Genomic DNA, 17,894 nt, shown 5'->3' with positions numbered 1-17,894 from the left:
TGAATACAAAGCATTTTTCTAAGTTTGTGTACCCAATAAGCCAGCATTGAATGCCAACGATAGCAGTAGTGGATAAACAATAAAAATCAATATATTATGGTCAACAACAGTGTCAATCGCAAATTGAGAATGGGAATGATAGGCGGTGGAAAAGGGGCGTTTATCGGTGAGATACACCGCATTGCCGCTGCCATGGACGGGGTTATCGAATTGGTTTGCGGTGCGTTCAGTTCAGATGCAGAAAAATCAAAAGAAAGCGGGGAGGCGCTTTTCCTCCCCAGCAACCGGGTGTATGGCAGCTATCAGGAGATGATCGAGGAAGAGCGCAAGCTTCCTGAGGGTGAGCGCATGGATTTCGTCAGCATCGTCACCCCAAACCATGTCCACTTCGGGCCCGCCATGATGGCGTTGGAGAATGGATTCCACGTCGTATTGGACAAGCCCATGACCTTCGACTTGGAAGAAGCCAAGCAGCTCCAGCAAAAGGTGGAAGAGACCGGGCTGCTCTTCTTGCTTACCCACACGTACTCCGGCTACCCCATGGTGCGGCAAGCCCGGAAACTCGTGCGCGATGGGGTATTGGGCGCCATCCGCAAAATTTATGTGGAGTATCCGCAGGGCTGGCTCAGCAAATTTTCGGAGCAGGACGGCAATAAGCAGGCGTCATGGCGTACGGATCCATCGAAGTCGGGTAAGGCCGGCTGCATGGGCGATATCGGTACCCACGCGCTGCACCTGGCGGAGCATATCTCCGGATTGCGGACCACCCAGCTGTGCGCGGCGCTGTATACCTATGTGGCCGGCCGGAAGCTGGACGACGACGGCAATATCCTGCTGCAGTTTGAAAATGGAGCCAGCGGTGTGCTGATCGCCTCACAAGTGGCCGCAGGAGAGGAAAACGCCTTGAGAATACGCCTATACGGCGAAGAGGGTGGTTTAGAATGGAGCCAACAGGAGCCCAACTCGCTGGTGTTGAAGCAGAATGATCAACCCATACAGATCTATCGGGCAGGTAAAAACGGCTACGTGGATCAAGCAGCCCTGGCATTCGCCCGTACTCCCGGCGGACACCCCGAGGGTTATTTGGAAGCGTTTGCAAACCTGTACAAGCGTTTTGCGGGAGCGCTCCGTACCAAGCTGTCCGGGGAGCAGGTAAGCGCGGATGCGCTTGACTTCCCGTCCGTGACCGATGGTGTACGGGGGATGGCGTTTTTGGATAATGTGATCCGCAGCAACGAAAGCAATGAAAAGTGGACCCCGTTTACGGTTTAGCAGAGCAGTGATTATCTTATTTTAATTTTATAACGATTATGCAAACAATAAAAGGTCCCGGGATCTTCCTGGCACAATTTTTAGGCGACCAGCCACCATTTGATACCCTTGAGTCCATCTGCAAATGGGCGAAGGAACTGGGCTTCAAGGGCATCCAAATACCGACTTGGGCAACCGCTTACTTCGATCTGCAAAAGGCGGCAGAGAGCAAGACCTATGCCGACGAAATCAACGGCAAGATCACTGAAATGGGTTTGGAAATCACGGAATTGTCTACTCACTTGCAGGGGCAATTGGTGGCGGTGCATCCGGCCTATGACCAGCTGTTCGATGGTTTTGCGCCCGCGCAATACCATAACAACCCAAAGGCACGTACGGAATGGGCGGTGCAGCAGCTGAAGTATGCAGCCCAAGCCTCGCGCAACTTGGGACTGGATGCACACGCGACCTTCAGCGGGGCGCTGCTGTGGCATACGGTCTATCCCTGGCCGCAGCGCCCGCAGGGCCTGGTGGATACCGGTTTTACGGAATTGGCCAAGCGTTGGCGCCCGATACTCGATGTGTTTGATGAGCACGGTGTGGATGTGTGCTACGAGATCCACCCCGGCGAGGACCTACACGATGGGGTCAGCTATGAGCGGTTTTTGGAAAAGGTAGATAACCACCCGAGAGCCTGCCTGCTATACGATCCATCGCATTTCGTGTTGCAGTGCTTAGACTACCTCGCATATATCGACCACTATCATGAACGCATCAAGATGTTCCATGTGAAGGATGCCGAGTTTAACCCAACGGGCAAACAGGGCGTATACGGCGGTTATTCAGGCTGGGTGGAGCGCGCCGGTCGCTTCCGTTCGCTGGGTGATGGGCAGGTGGATTTCAAGGCGGTATTCAGCAAGCTGACGGCGTATGACTTCAAGGGATGGGCGGTGATGGAATGGGAATGCGCCCTCAAACACCCCGAAGACGGTGCTCGTGAAGGGGCTATATTCATCAAAGACCATATCATCCGCGTCACTGAAAAGACGTTTGACGATTTTGCGGGCGGAAAGGCCGACGAGGACGGCAACCGGCGCTTGTTGGGGCTGGCATAGCATACGATCATGAAGGTCATTGGGACGAGGCATGCCGTATGGACCGTAGCGGCGGCGTTGTGTTGGAGCATGCTGCTCGGATGTGCGCAACGGGCCAACGTACGGCAATCGGCCACGGTAGAAACGGCTGTAGCAGAAACCAACGAGCTGCCCGACTGGGCGCTCGGCGGCTTTGTTCGTCCGGAAGGCGTCAATCCGGTCATCTCGCCCATGAATACCACCTTTGATGACCCGATGACGGATACCTTGGTCGCATGGGAGTCCAACGACACCTTTAACCCGGCGGCAACCGTAAAGGATGGGCACATTGTGGTGCTGTATCGCGCTGAGGACCCATCAGGGGTGGGCATCGGGCACCGCACCTCGCGCATCGGCTATGCCAGCAGTGCCGATGGCATCCGTTTTGAGCGCAGGACCACACCGGTGTTTTATCCCGCGGATGATCACCAGCGTGCATACGAATGGCCCGGCGGTACGGAAGACCCGCGGATAGCCGTGACCGAAGACGGTACATACGTCATGTTTTATACCCAATGGAACAGAAAGATCCCCCGGCTCGGCGTGGCGACATCCAACGATCTCCTCAACTGGGAGAAACACGGCCCGATTTTCGAGAATAACAAGACCTATCCCGACCTTTTCGACATGCCGCACAAGTCGGCCTCCATCCTGACCAAGCTGGAAAACGGTCGCTTGGTGATCACCCAAATCAACGGCAAATATTGGCTGTACTGGGGCGAACACGGTGTATATGGCGCCACATCGGACAACTTGGTCGACTGGGATCCGGTGGTGGACGATCAAGGGGCACTCCAGGCGTTCATTGCGCCACGTGAAGGGCATTTCGACAGTGACCTGACCGAGTGCGGACCGCCGGCGATCATGACGGACAAGGGTATATTGTTGCTGTACAACGGCAAAAACAACCCAGCGAAAGGCGACCGACGATTCAACAAGGGTACCTATAGCGCCGGGCAAGTGCTGTTTGATAAAAAAGACCCGACGAAGGCCATCGGACGTCTGGATGTCCCTTTCCTGCGACCAATGGAGCCGTTTGAGAAGAGCGGGCAATATGTAGACGGCACCGTATTCATCGAGGGATTGGTATACCACCGGGAAAAGTGGTACCTGTATTACGGCTGTGCGGATTCGAGGGTAGCCGTCGCAGTATACGATCCTGCGGACCCCGCCCCGCCGGATCCCCTGCCTGACGATCGCTAATATCGCTTTCGATGCCTGCCGCCGCATGAGGTCATAAAAAAATAGTTACAAATGAAAACACGCGCTACATTGCTCTTGATCACATTGCCCGCCATGCTATTTGCTCAACAACCCATCGATCTGCTCATCGGTACCTATACCAATACCGGCAAGAGCGAGGGTATCTATGTATACGCATTCGACCCCGCGACAGGCGGGGCAACGCTGAAAAGTACGGTAAGCTCGGAAAACCCTTCTTTTTTGGTCATCAGCGCCGATAAAAAGTATGTATATGCCGCCAATGAAAATGGTGATGGAAAGGGAAGCGTAAGCGCTTATGCCTATGACCATGCTGCGGGAAAGCTGTCATTCCTGAACAAGCAGCTTACCCAGGGCGATCACCCCTGCCACGTGGCAACCGATAGTCAGGGGCGGCACGTCGTGGCATCCAATTACTCCGGGGGCAACCTCAGCGTCTTTCCCATCGAACCCGATGGGAGCCTCGGTGCCCTGACACAGCTCATCCAGCATACAGGTAGCGGTCCGGATCAAAACCGGCAGCAAGGGCCACACGTGCACTCCGCCTTTTTCAGTATAGACGAGGAGCGCATCTACGTGCAGGACTTAGGTACGGATCATATCCAAATCTACGATTACCGACCTGAAAACTGGGAAAGCCCCTTGAGCCCGGCGGCTCAACCCTTTGCAAGCGGCACCCCGGGCGGCGGCCCGCGCCACATCACGCAGTCAGCCGATGGCGGTGTCGTTTACCTCGTGCAGGAAATGACCGCGACAGTAAAAGTCTACCGCCAGCACGAGGGTCGGTTGGAAGCCATTCAGGAAGTCGGCATGAATGAGGCGGGTTTCACCGGTCAGAACGGTGCGGCAGACATCAGGCGATCACTCGATGGCAACTACCTCTATGCATCCAACCGGGGCGATGCCAACACGCTGGCCATTTACCGGGTGGACCGGGCCAGTGGCAGGCTCACCAGGGTGGGTAACCAATCGGTATTGGGGCGCGGTCCGCGCAACTTTACGATTTCTCCCGATGGCAAATACCTGTTGGTAGCCAACCAGCAGTCGGACGAGGTGGTTATCTTCGCCCGTGATGCGGACACCGGATTGCTGCGCGATACGGGAAACCGCATCTCGGTGGGCGCGCCGGTGTGTTTGGTGTTTTAAAGAACATTCGCATCGATTTGGATGACTTACTTCTCAAAAAATGCCTAAAATACTCAAATCCGCCATTGATTTCGTACAAAAGTTGCAAAATACGATTGCAATTCCAATATTTGGATATCCGATTGTAAATCAATATCAAATCAGGTTGGGATAAAGTTGGCTCCGGTCATCAATTTATGTCCAATCATAGTTAAATGAACAACAGTTGCGCTTTGTCGATCGAGGACGTTTTCAAAAAGTACTACGCGCGCCTATGCCATTTTGCGTGGCAAATGTTACATGATCGGGATGCCGTAGAAGACATCGTTCAAGATGCGTTCATGGCCTATTGGAATAACAAGGACGCCATTGCCGACCAAGACATTGCCATAAAGAACTTCCTTTACACAGCGGTGCGAAATTCGTGCTATAACACCCTTAGGCGGGAGAAAACAACCCAGCGCTATTATATGATTCAGCAACACGAAGAATCGGAAGAGTCGGAGGTGTTGACCAAAATTATCCGATCGGAGGTGATGGCTGAGATCTATGCCATTATCCAATCGATGCCTGATGGGTGCCAAGAGGTTTTTCGCCTGGGGTACTTGGAAGGGCTGACTAACCCACAGATTGCCGAAAAACTGGCGATTAGCATCAATACAGTAAAAACTCAAAAGCAGCGCGGACTGAAAATCATCAAGGGCAAATTAAACCCTGAGTTATTTGTCTTGCTGCTGATGTGTCTCGTGCGTGACTAAAAAATTTGCTTTCTTGTCACCCCATTTCCCACGTTCGGTTTCTTTATTATAACTAACTGGTGCCATCACGTGGTGGACTACCTAAGATACTGTACAAGACGATGAAACCAAATCAGTACCATATTGCTGAATGGATAGGCAAATACCTTTTAGGGCAGCTTTCGGAAGGAGAGGAGATCCGCCTAAAGCAATGGCTGAATGAAGATGAGCGAAACCAGGCATTATTGGAATCCTTTCGAGATACCGATCGGGCGAAGCGAGATATCGACTTCATTCGGGAGATTGATGTGGATGCTGCTTGGACACGCTTACAAAAGCGGAATCGGGCGAAGCAACTGAAACGTATCGGGCGTTACCTGGGATATGCAGCGAGCATAGCGCTCATTGCATGTTCTTGGATATGGTTTTCACCGTCGCGTTCAGCTAAACCCAATATGACCCAGGCAGGCAATATCTTTCATAACGATGTCATGCCGGGAGGCAACAAGGCACAATTGATCTTGTCGGATGGGCAATCTGTAGACCTGCGGGACGATACCGCGGGGCTGCAGGAACGAGATGGTACCCAAATCGTCAGTGCTAAGGGCGGCTTGACCTACGAAACACCTGATGCAGAAGCTGACAATCTTATTTACAACACGTTGGTGATACCCAAAGCCGGTACCTATCAGCTTACCTTGTCGGATGGCACCAAGGTGTGGCTAAATGCCATGTCCGAACTGCGGTTTCCGGTTCAGTTTGGGAGCGACGAGCGGGTGGTCGAATTGAAAGGAGAAGCGTATTTTGAAGTGGCCCATGATGCGGCCCGACCATTCAAAGTGGCAGTAGACAGCACCCAAATAGAAGTATTGGGCACCCATTTTAATGTCAATTCGTATAAGCAGCTGACCGCTACGTTAGTTGAAGGAGCTATCCGGATATCCAACAAAACGGGGAGGGAGTTGCTAAAACCCGGTCAGGAAGCACGGGTGGGGGAGCACATATCGCTGCATGAGGCGAATATTGCAAAAACAGTAGCCTGGAAAAACGGCGATTTCTACTTCAAGAGTGATGATATGACAGACATCATGGAACAACTGTCCAGGTGGTATGACATATCGGTGTCTTTTGAAAACGAACCGCCTGCGGAGCGGTTCAACGGAAATATCCAGCGGTCATTCAAGCTATCGGAGGCATTGGACATATTGTCCTATCTAAGCGGTGCCACGTTTGAAGTGAATGGGCAGCAGGTCTCCATACGATTTCCAACTAATTGATTGTCAAACACCAAACTTAACGGGATGAAGAAAGAGCAAATTTTTTAAAGCCGCATAAAAAACGGGAGTGTTGCAGCACTCCCGATGAAGGCTAATAGTTAAACTGTGTCAAATTAATCTATCAATTAACCCTAATTAAGCAAAAGTATGAAATACTTTTCAATTGGCAAGGGCAGGCCAAGCAACGGACATTGGCGTGCCTCGACCACTAAACTCCTGCTTGCCGTGAAGATTACATTTTATTTGCTGATTGCATTTGTAGCGGGGGCTTATGCTGAAGGGCGAGCCCAGAAAGTAACGCTTTCGTTGAAGAATGCAGATCTCGAATATGTTTTTCGCGAAATAACCAAGCAAACGAACTATCGTTTCCTGTACAGTGATGAGGTTGTCCAACTAGCAGATTTAGTCAGTATTTCGGTGAAGGATGCCGAAATATTGGAGGTGTTGGATCGAGTCATCCACAAACAGGGTATGCGCTACAAGATCATTTCCGAAACGGTAATCGTCTCTTTACCGAAGTCAGCGCTTGTTCCCGCTTTGCAGCAGCACACCGTCCCCATTCAGGAGGAAATGACCATCACAGGCACTGTCAAGGACGCGGCTGGAATAAATTTGAGCGGGGCTACCATTGTCGTAAAAGACCAACCCAACCGAGGCACCAAAACGGATGGTTCTGGAGCTTTCAAGCTCGCTGTGATTAAAGGATCGGTGATACAGGTGTCGTATGTAGGGTATCTAACCAAAGAGGTAGTGACGACCGGTCAGGGACCTTATGATATCCAGCTGGAAGAGGATGCCTCTCAATTGGATGAAGTGGTCGTCGTGGGCTATGGCGAGCAAAGCCGCAGGACCATCACCAGTGCGATCACGCGCGTGGACGGGGAGACGCTAAAAGATCTGCCCATGCCGAGTCCCGATCAAATGCTGCAAGGTAGGGCTCCAGGGGTACAGGTGACCTCCGCATCCGGCGAGCCGGGGGCAGGTATTGTTGTCCGCGTAAGGGGCAGCACGTCTATCAACGCGAGTTCAGAACCCTTGTATGTCATCGATGGGGTACCCATTGTATCGCAAAATTTGGCGAGAACGACATTCGGGCAGGCAACCAACCCGCTGGCCGATCTGAATCCTTCCGATATCGAGTCGATGGAAGTGCTGAAGGACGCCGCAGCCACGGCGATCTACGGAGCCAGGGCCGCCAACGGTGTCGTCTTGATTACCACCAAACGCGGGAAATCGGGCAAACCAACCATATCCATTGCTACCTATGCGGGAACGTCTAAGGCGTGGAAGGATCCGAACGAGCTGCGTGTGGACGGACCGACATTCGAATTGCTGCAAAATGAGGCGGCAGCGAACAACTGGATCGATCGGTATGGAAGCTTGGGTGCACTGAGCCCTTCGGGCGCGGCATTTGCACCTCCCTATGCCGATCCCGCCAATACCATCAATACCAATTGGATGGACCCGATTATGCAAGTGGGTACGGTGTATAATATTGATGCATCTATTGCCGGAGGCAATGATCGGATCCGTTATATGGTGTCTGCTAATCATTTCGACCAAGAGGGTATTATGAAGCCGGTCATGTTTAATCGGAAGTCATTCCGGAGCAACATTGATTTTTCTGCATCAGACGACTTGAAGTTCGGAACGAGTATTTTTTATTCCAATAGCCGGCGCAACCGCATACAAAATGGCAATAACATCAATTCTGCCTTGGCGAATTCGTTTTTCTACCCGAGTAATATCCCGGCATACAATGATGACGGGTCGTACAATCGACCGGTGTGGGAGAGCCCATTGGCCATCGTAAATGAGACCGACTACCTAATGAATACCAACCGGATCATCGGTAATTTCTTCGCCGATTGGACCATTATCGATGGACTGGTATTCCGGACGACCTGGAGCTTGGACAACAACTACATTAGCGAAGATAACTACTCCAATACGAAGATGGTGGCTGGAGCAGGTGTAGGCGGTGAAGCGACAAGCAGTGTGGTGAACGACCTGAATTGGATCAATGAAAACCTGTTGACATATCAGGTAGACCTGAATACGGTGCATCATCTGGACTTTTTGGCGGGTACGACATTTCAGAAGAACAACAATACGTTTGTAACCGCAACGGGACAGGGATTCCCGAGCGATAGCTTCCGGAAGATATCATCCGCTGCAACGAAAAATTCCAGTGGCGACGAAAGCGAATGGGCGATTGCATCGGTGTTTGGAAGGGTAAATTATGATTTTGAGCAGCGATATCTACTCAGTCTCAATCTGCGGTACGATGGGTCATCACGCTTCGGGGCTAATAATCGCTGGGGGCTATTTCCTTCCGCATCCGTAGGGTGGGTGATGTCGGATGAACCGTTTATGCGGAATGTATCAGCAGTGTCGATGTGGAAATGGCGCGTAAGTTACGGGGTTACCGGCAACCAGAGCGGGATCGGGAATTATGCCTCTTTGGGGCTGTGGGGCGGGCAGCGTGGCGGCTATCGCGGCGGTGGCGGTGCCACACCCGGCGAGGGTGGAGCGGCTTCCTATGGTGATCTCGCTGGTTTTAATCCGGTGCAGCTCGAAAACCCCGATCTGAAATGGGAGACGACGGCCCAGTTCAATGCAGGTGTCGACCTCGGCTTCTTCAAAAACAGACTTAGCGTATCGTTGGACTATTATAACAAACAGACGAGGGATCTTTTGCTGGAAGTGCCGGTACCGCGCTCTACGGGCTATAGCGTGATGTTGCAAAATTATGGTCAAATGGAAAATAAAGGCGTTGAATTGGGTATCAACGCCAATGCGATCAACAGCGAGCTGTTTAGTTGGGACATCGGATTGAACATTTCGAAAAATAGCAATCTGATCAAGAAGCTTGCCTCGCCGTTTAACCAGTTTTCGCGAGAATATATCCGGCTGGAAGAAGGTTATCCGCTGTATTCATTCTATGTGCATGAGCAACTGGGCGTGGATCCGCAAACGGGGAACATTATCTGGCGCACGGGCGAGGATGGCGAGTTTAATGTAAACAGAGACCGGTTCATATCCGATAAAAACGCCTGGCCGGACTTTCAAGGCGGGTTGACCAATACGTTTCGATACCGGGATTTTGACCTATCGGCATTCTTCCAGTTCAGCTATGGCAATTACGTGTTCAACTATAATCGTTATTTCTTCGAACATGGGGGTGAACGCACCACCGGCTACAGCGCGCAGCAGCTGGATAGGTGGCAGCAACCAGGGGATGCCACCGATATACCCAGGATGGCAAACATCAACTATAACATCAATTATCGTCCGTCCCGGCATATCGAAGATGCGTCTTACCTACGCCTCAAGAATATAAGTCTGGGGTATTCGCTGCCGAGCAGCGTGGTGAAAAAACTGGGTGCAAGCCAGTTGAGGTTGTATGTGTCTGGACAAAATGTGTTGACGTTCACGAAATACAGCGGGCTGGATCCCGAAGTATCCGTTAGCCCATCGGAAACGGTACAAGGCGTCGACCAGGGCGTAATGCCGCAGCCGAGATTGTGGACAGGTGGAATAAATCTGACATTTTAAAATTTACAGGACATGAAATTGAAAGCAGTAATATTTTTTGGTTTGCTCACACTAGCGGGATGTAACCTGCTCGATTTGGAGCCTGTGTCCCAAATTACCAGCAACCAGGCATTTTCAAACCTCAATAGCGCGGAAGGAGCAGTAAACGGGATGTATAATAATCTGCAGACCCCCTATATGTGGCGCGTGCAGGTCATCTCTGACGTGGCATCCGACATGTCGCAGCAGATCGATACCTGGGATGCGCTGATCGCGGCAGATGAGTTCAATTGGAGCGTAGACAATTCGGAGGTGGAAGACCTCTATACCTCCTATTACCGATGCATCGATATCGCGAATAATATCATCGCATATGTGCCCGAAATGGACATCGATCAATCCACAAAAGACGACATGGTCGGGCAGGCATATTGGATTCGGGGACTAGCTTATTTTGATCTCGCGCGACTTTTTGGAGGTTATCCGCAGGTATATGGAGCACTTGGTGCTGTCATTGTGCTCACGCCTTCTTCGGGTATCTCCGATAGCGATGTGCTCCCAAGAAATACCTTGGCCGAAACCTATTCGCAAGCAGAATCAGACTTGCTTCAAGCATTGCAGTTGCTCCCGGAAAGCCGGAGTTCGGCCGTGCTCACCAAAGTAAAGGCCACTAAACCGGCTGCGCGTGCCCTGCTGGCGAGGTGTTATTTATACAACCAACAGTGGGATTTGGCAGCGCAATATGCAACGGAAGCGATCGCAGGTAAGCCGTTGAACGTGCCGTTTATGTCGATTTTTAGGAATAAGAACACGGAAGAGTGCTTGTTTGAAGTGCAGTTTAATAATGCAGACGCCAATGGCTTACGCAACTGGTATTACCCCTCAAATTTGAGTGCCCGCGGCGGGACTGCGCTCCATCAGTCTACCTACGAGGCCATCACCGATGATCCGGATGATTTGCGTGCACAGTTGATCGCTCAAAGTCCTACGAGACCCACCTACTATCCCACTAAATGGGACGACCCGCAGGAGGGCGACAACTTCCAGCTGCTTCGCCTGGCTGAACAGTACCTGATAAGGGCCGAAGCCTATGCTGAACTTAACCGGTTTGATGAGGCATTGGCCGATTTGAACGCGGTGAGGGCGCGGGCGGGGCTGCAACCGAGTGACGCGGATGGAAAAGACGCGATCATTTCGGCCATATTGGAAGAGCGCCGTCTTGAATTTGTTGGCGAGGGGCAGCGCTGGTTCGATGTGATCAGGCGGGGGCTGGGGTTGAGCATTTTTGCCGATATCGTAAGGACCACGGGAAGCCAACCAAGCTATTCACTCACCAATGCTGGCAGGCAGGTTTTGCCAATCCCATCGGTTGAAATCCGCGCGAACCCCAATGTTGAACAAAACGAAGCTTACCAATAGTTACACCTAAAAAGAAATGATCATGAAAAGAAAAGTAGTTCATCTGCTGTTAGTGTTGCTGTGTCTTCATGCTGCGGCACATGCGCAAGACATAAAATTCAACCCCGATTCTGCCGTCACAACCTCACATGAGGTGATCATCAAGGGTAAAGCCGTCAAGTTTACCGCCACGACGGGAATGCAACCCGTATGGGATGAACAGGGCAAAGCACAGGCTGGTATTTTCTATACCTACTATAAACGGACGGATGTGAGCGAACAGGATACACGGCCATTGGTCTTCTCGTTCAATGGAGGGCCGGGCGCCGGGGCGCTTTGGATGCGATTGGGCTATACAGGGCCGCACCGCATCAAAATAGATGCTGAAGGGTTTCCCATCCAGCCATATGGAATTGAAGATAACCCGCACTCCTTGCTTGACGTGGCCGACATCGTCTACATTGAACCGGTAAATACGGGTTACTCCAGGCCGATAAACGGCATGCCGGCAGAGAAATTTTTTGGCGTAAAGACGGATGTGGCATACTTAGCGAAGTGGATAACGACTTTCGTGTCCCGGAATAATCGGTGGATTTCGCCCAAATACCTGGTCGGCGAAAGCTATGGCACCACGCGGGTTTCGGGATTGTCCCTGGAGTTGCAAAGCAAGCATTGGATGTATGTCAACGGCGTGGTATTGGTGTCGCCTACCGGACTGGGAATACCCCGGGATGGGTCGGTGGCGGCGGCAAACAAGCTTCCGTATTATGCGGCGGTTGCCTGGTATCATCGGAAATTGCCTGCCGACTTGCAACAACGGGACCTGACCGAGCTGTTACCGGAGGTTGAGGCCTATACCGTCAACGAACTGATCCCGGCCATTTCCAAGGGAGGGTTCCTGCCTGCGGAAGAACGGACTGCCATCGCTGCGCGGATGGCCTCGTATATGGGTATCTCAGCGCAGGTCATTCTAGACCATAATCTTGCCGTGCCGATGCCTTTCTTCTGGAAGGAGTTGCTACGGAAAGAAGGATACACGGTGGGTCGCTTAGACTCCAGGTACCTGGGCATCGACCGCGCGGTGGCTGGGGAGCAACCGGACTACGCACCCGAGAATACTACTTGGCAACACATTTTTACACCGGCCAATAATTATTACTATACCAATTACCTGAAGTACCACACGGATTTGGAGTATTATGTGGCCGGCCATACCAGACCTTGGCCACGTGAGGGAGAGGAGACGGAAACCTCCGGCGAAGACCTCCGGCAGGCCATGGCCATGAACCCATTTATGCATGTATTGGTACAATCCGGCTACTATGACGGTGCCTGCGATTACTTCAACGCCCAATATAATTTATGGAATATGGACCCCAGTGGTAAGCTGAAGAACCGGTTGCATTGGAAGGGATACCGTAGCGGACACATGATGTATCTGCGGTATGAAGACCTGATCACTTCCAACGAAGATTTGCGCGAATTTATCAAACTAAGTACACCAGGAAAAGATGTGCCCGCGAAATATTCGGTCACTCCATAATCACTTCGATATGAAAAATATAAAAAAGATATTATCTGCAATATTGCTGGTATGTTGGATTACTCTTGGCTACGGCCAGCGAAAACAATGGGCGGATACGACTATTGTAACCAAACACGAGGTTACCGTTAAGGGGGTCCGGTTTGCCTACACGGCAAAAGCCGGTACGCAACCCGTTTGGGATGAAAATGGGGAGCCCATTGCCACGATCCACTATACCTATTATGAACGGGATGGCATCAAAGAGCGCGATAAGCGGCCACTGGTTATCTCGTTCAACGGAGGACCCGGATCAGGGTCCGTATGGATGCATATCGCCTATACGGGTCCGCGACTGCTGAAGATCGATGATGAGGGATATCCTGTTCAACCCTACGGAATCAAGGAAAATCCCTATTCTATCTTAGATGTGGCCGACATCGTCTACGTAGACCCTGTCAATACGGGGTACTCCCGCATATTGGATCCCAAAGCAGACAGGTCATTGTTTTTCGGAACCAATGCCGATATTAAATATCTTGCTGAGTGGTTGAACACATTCGTCGGCCGCGAAAACCGATGGCCTTCTCCGAAATACCTGATTGGCGAAAGCTATGGTACTACACGGGTTTCTGGATTGGCACTGGAATTACAGAACGCGCAATGGATGTATTTAAACGGTGTGGTGCTGGTCTCGCCGACCGACTTGGGCCTCGAGCGGGGAGGTCCGGTAGACAAGGCATTGCGATGGCCTTATTACGCGGCTACGGCATGGTTTCACAACGCGCTGCCAACAGATTTACAGCAACAGGATTTGACAGACATGCTGCCCGAAGTGGAAGCCTTCACGATGAATGAGCTATTGCCAGCCATTGCCAAAGGCGGAAGTTTAAGTGACGAGGAAAAACGTCAGGTCGCCGCAAAAATGGCCCATTATTCCGGTCTCTCGGAAGCAGTGATTCTTCAGCACAATCTAGACATCACGACTTCTTTTTTCTGGAAGGAACTGCTTCGCGATAGTGGATATACCGTCGGCCGACTGGACTCACGGTATCTAGGCATCGACTTTAAAGATGGGGGCGAACGGCCGGATTATGCTGCGGAATTGACGTCTTGGCTGCATTCGTTTACGCCTGCCATCAATTATTATTTCAAAAATGAACTGAACTATCAAACGGACGTCAAATACAACTTGTTCGGACCCGTACATCCGTGGGATAGGAGTGATGACAATACCGGGTTGAACCTTCGCCAAGCCATGGCACAGAATCCGTACCTGCATGTCTTGGTGCAATCGGGGTACTATGACGGCGCATGCGATTATTTCAATGCAAAATACAACTTGTGGCAAATGGATCCCTCGGGCAAATTGCTGGACCGGACCGATTTCATGGGGTATCGCAGCGGCCATATGATGTATCTGAGAAAACAGGACTTAGAGACTGCCAACGAAGACTTGCGGACGTTTATTGCTAAAACCTTGCCCGGCGAAGGGGTACCCGCTAAATATACAATAGCGCCATGAAGCCGATTTTCTAGCGTCCTACGATCACCCCACCTTGGTCGGTGTACTGTAGCAGCAGACAGTATTCTGACCTTGGTGGAGTTTTTATCGGCTCATGCTTATCCCCGCATCTTCTCTGCCCCGGCTTTGATTTCTTCCACCACTCCCGGATCCAGCAGCGTCGTGGTATCCCCCAGGTTAGCGGTGTCACCTTCGGCGATTTTCCGCAGGATGCGGCGCATGATTTTGCCCGAGCGGGTTTTCGGCAGTCCGCTCACAAACTGGATCTTGTCCGGCTTGGCGATGGCACCGATGATGCGGCTCACGGTTTTGTTGATATCCAATCGGGTAAGTTCTTCATCGGTATGGTGCTGGCTGGCAATGACGAAGGCGTATATGCCCTGGCCTTTGACGGCATGTGGATAGCCGACCACGGCCGACTCTACTACATCGCTATGCATGTTGATGGCATTTTCTACCTCGGCGGTGCCGATACGGTGACCGGAAACGTTTAATACATCATCCACGCGCCCGGTGATCCGGTAATAGCCATTTTTGTCGCGCAGGCAACCATCTCCGGTGAAATACAGGTTTTCATAAGCCGAAAAATACGTTTGGCGGCAGCGCTCATGGTCGCCATACGTCGTGCGAAGCATCCCCGGCCACGGGAATTTGATGCACAGGTTGCCGCTGACGTCATTCCCTTGGATTTCCTTGCCGTTTTCATCCACCAAAATAGGTTGCACGCCCGGAAGGGGCAACATGGCATATCCCGGTACGGTGGGTGTCACGCCGGCAATAGGCGAAATAAGGAAGCCGCCGGTTTCGGTTTGCCACCAGGTGTCAACGATGGGCGCTTTTCCGTGACCTATTTTCTCATCAAACCAATGCCAGGCTTCTTCGTTGATGGGCTCACCGACCGATCCCAGCTTCGTGATGCTGCTCAGGTCTTTGCCTTCTACGTATTCGTCGCCCGCAGCCATCAATGAACGGATGGCCGTGGGGGCGGTATATACAATATTGACCTTGTGCTTATCGACAATGTCCCATAAGCGGCCGGCATCGGGCCAATTAGGCACCCCTTCAAACATCAACGATGTGGCACCCTGCGATAGCGGTCCGTAGACAATATACGAATGCCCCGTGATCCAGCCGATATCAGCGGTGCAAAAGTAGACCTCGCCAGGCTGGTATTGGAAGGCATTGGAAAAGGTGTATCCGGTATACACCATGTAGCCGCCGCAGGTATGGACGACCCCCTTGGGTTTGCCCGTGGAGCCAGACGTGTACAGAATGAACAGCATGTCTTCGGCGTCCATCTCTTCGGCAGGGCAGGATGGGTTGCCCTGGGTTTCCACTTTCTTGATCTCATCTTCCCACCACACATCGCGGCCTTTGATCATCGATACCGGTGTGCGGGTACGGGTGAGCACGACGACGCGTTCAACGGATGGGCACTGCACCAATGCATCGTCTACGATGCTCTTCAGTTCAATATGCTTGGTGCCGCGGTATCCGCCGTCCGATGTAATGACCAAGCGGCAGTCCGCATCGTTGATACGGTCCGCAATGGATTGGGCCGAAAAGCCACCGAACACGACGGAATGGACGGCCCCGATACGGGCACAGGCAAGCACCGCGATGACCAGCTCGGGCACCATGGGTAGGTAAATACAGACCCGGTCGCCCTTGCGGACACCGTTGTTTTTGAGCACATTGGAAAACTGCTCTACTTTGTCCAGCAATTGTTTATACGTGAGCACGCGATGCGCCTCGTTAGGGTCGTTGGGCTCCCATATGATGGCGGGCTTATCTCCCAACGTATAGATATGGCGGTCGAGGCAGTTTTCAGTAATGTTGAGCCTTGCGCCGTCAAACCATTTGATTTCGGGTTCTCTGAAGTTCCAGTCCAGCACCTTATTCCATTTGCGCCGCCAATAGAAATGTTCGGCTATTCCAGCCCAAAATTCCTCGGGCTTGTCGATACTGTGCTGATAAACCTGCTGATACTCGTCAAATGATTTGATTTGTAAATCCATATTTAGTTTATGTTTTTATGCGTTATTTTGTCGGACAACACGTTGGCCTACCGTTGGTTTTTATAGCTGGCTAATTTACATACTTTTTGTAAAAAAGAGAATTTTCTGCCAAATGGCGCGTAATTACATCAGAGAGGGATTGGACATGCTGTTATTCAGCAATGTGTTCATTGCTGGCTGCGCAGTGGCCCAAGGCAGGCTGACATACTCCCTGCTGTCCTTGCCGGTCAATTACTCGGTGCTGGCGATCCTCGGTTGTGCCACGCTGGCCCTGTATAATTTCAGCATGATCTTGGCCAGGCCCCGGCACCCGGAGACGTCCCCCTACCGGCGGGTGCGTTGGATATTCCAGCATGAGCGATCGCTTTGGGGGTGGACAGGTGTGGCACTGGTCGTTTGCCTCGTTTTCGGGCTACGGCTCCACCTCCCGTCGTTTGCATTGTTAGGTGTGATGGGCGCCATGGGCCTGGCGTATAATGTGCCGTTTATTCGGATCAAAGGCGAACGGCACTGGGCTGGGCTACGGCAGGTCACAGGACTCAAATTGTTTTATATCGGAGCGATATGGGCCATGAGCAGTGTGTTGCTTCCGGTGGCCGAGGTGTATCATGATGGTTTCGCCATATTTTGGCCGCAAGTATTGATGTTGATGGGATGGGTATTTCTGTTTGTGGTGGCCATCACGATTCCGTTTGATATCCGCGACATTTACCAAGACAGGTATTATGGCCTGAAGACCATCCCGGTATTGGTGGGTGAGCGCAAGGCACTCGCATTATCAAGCTTGCTGTTGGTGCTGCATATCGGTTGGGTGTGGCTGAGCCCTTATGTGCTGACGATCCGCTTAGTGTTGTGTCTCGTATCGCTGTTGTGCCTACTCATTATTGTATTCTCACCGATGAAGAAAAACGAGTATTACTATTTTCTGGTACTGGATGGCACACTCGTAGTGCAGTTTTTGGTGGTATGGGGAGCAGGATAAAATACTTTCGTCGTGCATCAATGGTACTAGGAGTAAGCCAGGTATAAGCGAGGGATAAGGAATCAGTAAGGACTGGTAAGGCGCAGTGCATACCAAGTCTTCTGGATGCCCAAAAGCAACCTTGGGGCATGAGCGAAGCGAGTGTTCCAGTTGCGTTGGGTATCCAGA

12 protein-coding genes are annotated in these 17,894 nt (G+C 51.8%); 11 read left to right on the top strand and 1 reads right to left on the bottom strand.

Annotation, left to right across the window (positions count from 1 at the left end; translation table 11 throughout):
• Positions 1–96 precede the first annotated feature (96 nt).
• The 10 genes from ACMGDE_RS01405 to ACMGDE_RS01360 all read left to right on the top strand — a co-directional run bounded on the left by ACMGDE_RS01405 (position 97) and on the right by ACMGDE_RS01360 (position 14,726).
• Positions 97–1,272, top strand: coding sequence for a Gfo/Idh/MocA family protein (locus ACMGDE_RS01405; protein ID WP_436830961.1), 1,176 nt, complete (start codon positions 97–99; stop codon positions 1,270–1,272).
• Positions 1,273–1,310: 38 nt separating this feature from the next.
• Positions 1,311–2,366 carry a sugar phosphate isomerase/epimerase family protein gene (locus ACMGDE_RS01400; protein ID WP_436830960.1) on the top strand — a complete coding sequence of 352 codons (1,056 nt, stop codon included), beginning with the start codon at positions 1,311–1,313 and terminating at the stop codon, positions 2,364–2,366.
• Between the two features lie 9 nt (positions 2,367–2,375).
• On the top strand, positions 2,376–3,587 hold the full coding sequence (locus tag ACMGDE_RS01395; RefSeq protein ID WP_436830959.1) for a beta-1,2-mannosidase: 1,212 nt from the start codon (positions 2,376–2,378) through the stop codon (positions 3,585–3,587).
• Between the two features lie 51 nt (positions 3,588–3,638).
• Complete coding sequence (locus ACMGDE_RS01390) at positions 3,639–4,751, top strand: lactonase family protein (RefSeq protein ID WP_436830958.1); 1,113 nt, start codon at positions 3,639–3,641, stop codon at positions 4,749–4,751.
• 194 nt (positions 4,752–4,945) lie between these two features.
• Entirely contained in the window at positions 4,946–5,488 is a 543-nt protein-coding gene (locus ACMGDE_RS01385) for an RNA polymerase sigma-70 factor (RefSeq protein ID WP_436830957.1), read from the top strand.
• A gap of 101 nt (positions 5,489–5,589) precedes the next feature.
• The gene (locus tag ACMGDE_RS01380) at positions 5,590–6,744 is read left to right on the top strand and encodes a FecR domain-containing protein (RefSeq protein WP_436830956.1); all 1,155 of its coding nucleotides are present in this window, start codon (positions 5,590–5,592) and stop codon (positions 6,742–6,744) included.
• A 147-nt stretch (positions 6,745–6,891) separates the two neighbouring features.
• Positions 6,892–10,302 (top strand): TonB-dependent receptor, encoded by a 3,411-nt coding sequence (locus tag ACMGDE_RS01375; protein WP_436830955.1) that lies wholly within the window; start codon positions 6,892–6,894, stop codon positions 10,300–10,302.
• A gap of 12 nt (positions 10,303–10,314) precedes the next feature.
• Complete coding sequence (locus ACMGDE_RS01370; protein ID WP_436830954.1) at positions 10,315–11,700, top strand: RagB/SusD family nutrient uptake outer membrane protein; 1,386 nt, start codon at positions 10,315–10,317, stop codon at positions 11,698–11,700.
• A 22-nt stretch (positions 11,701–11,722) separates the two neighbouring features.
• The gene (locus tag ACMGDE_RS01365; protein WP_436830953.1) at positions 11,723–13,222 is read left to right on the top strand and encodes a S10 family peptidase; all 1,500 of its coding nucleotides are present in this window, start codon (positions 11,723–11,725) and stop codon (positions 13,220–13,222) included.
• A 10-nt stretch (positions 13,223–13,232) separates the two neighbouring features.
• Positions 13,233–14,726 (top strand): S10 family peptidase, encoded by a 1,494-nt coding sequence (locus tag ACMGDE_RS01360; RefSeq protein WP_436830952.1) that lies wholly within the window; start codon positions 13,233–13,235, stop codon positions 14,724–14,726.
• Positions 14,727–14,824: 98 nt separating this feature from the next.
• Here ACMGDE_RS01360 and acs read toward each other — a convergent pair whose 3' ends face one another.
• Positions 14,825–16,744 carry an acetate--CoA ligase gene (acs, locus tag ACMGDE_RS01355; RefSeq protein WP_436830951.1) on the bottom strand — a complete coding sequence of 640 codons (1,920 nt, stop codon included), beginning with the start codon at positions 16,742–16,744 and terminating at the stop codon, positions 14,825–14,827.
• Between the two features lie 112 nt (positions 16,745–16,856).
• Here acs and ACMGDE_RS01350 point away from each other — a divergent pair, with 112 nt between their 5' ends.
• A complete protein-coding gene (locus ACMGDE_RS01350) occupies positions 16,857–17,726 on the top strand; it encodes a UbiA family prenyltransferase (protein ID WP_436830950.1) in 870 nt (289 codons plus the stop codon).
• Positions 17,727–17,894: the final 168 nt, after the last annotated feature.

This window comes from Parapedobacter brassicae (genome assembly GCF_051400755.1).
Lineage (GTDB): Bacteria > Bacteroidota > Bacteroidia > Sphingobacteriales > Sphingobacteriaceae > Parapedobacter.
Note: the sequence above shows the minus strand (reverse complement) of the source record. Positions and strands in the feature narration are given on the sequence as shown.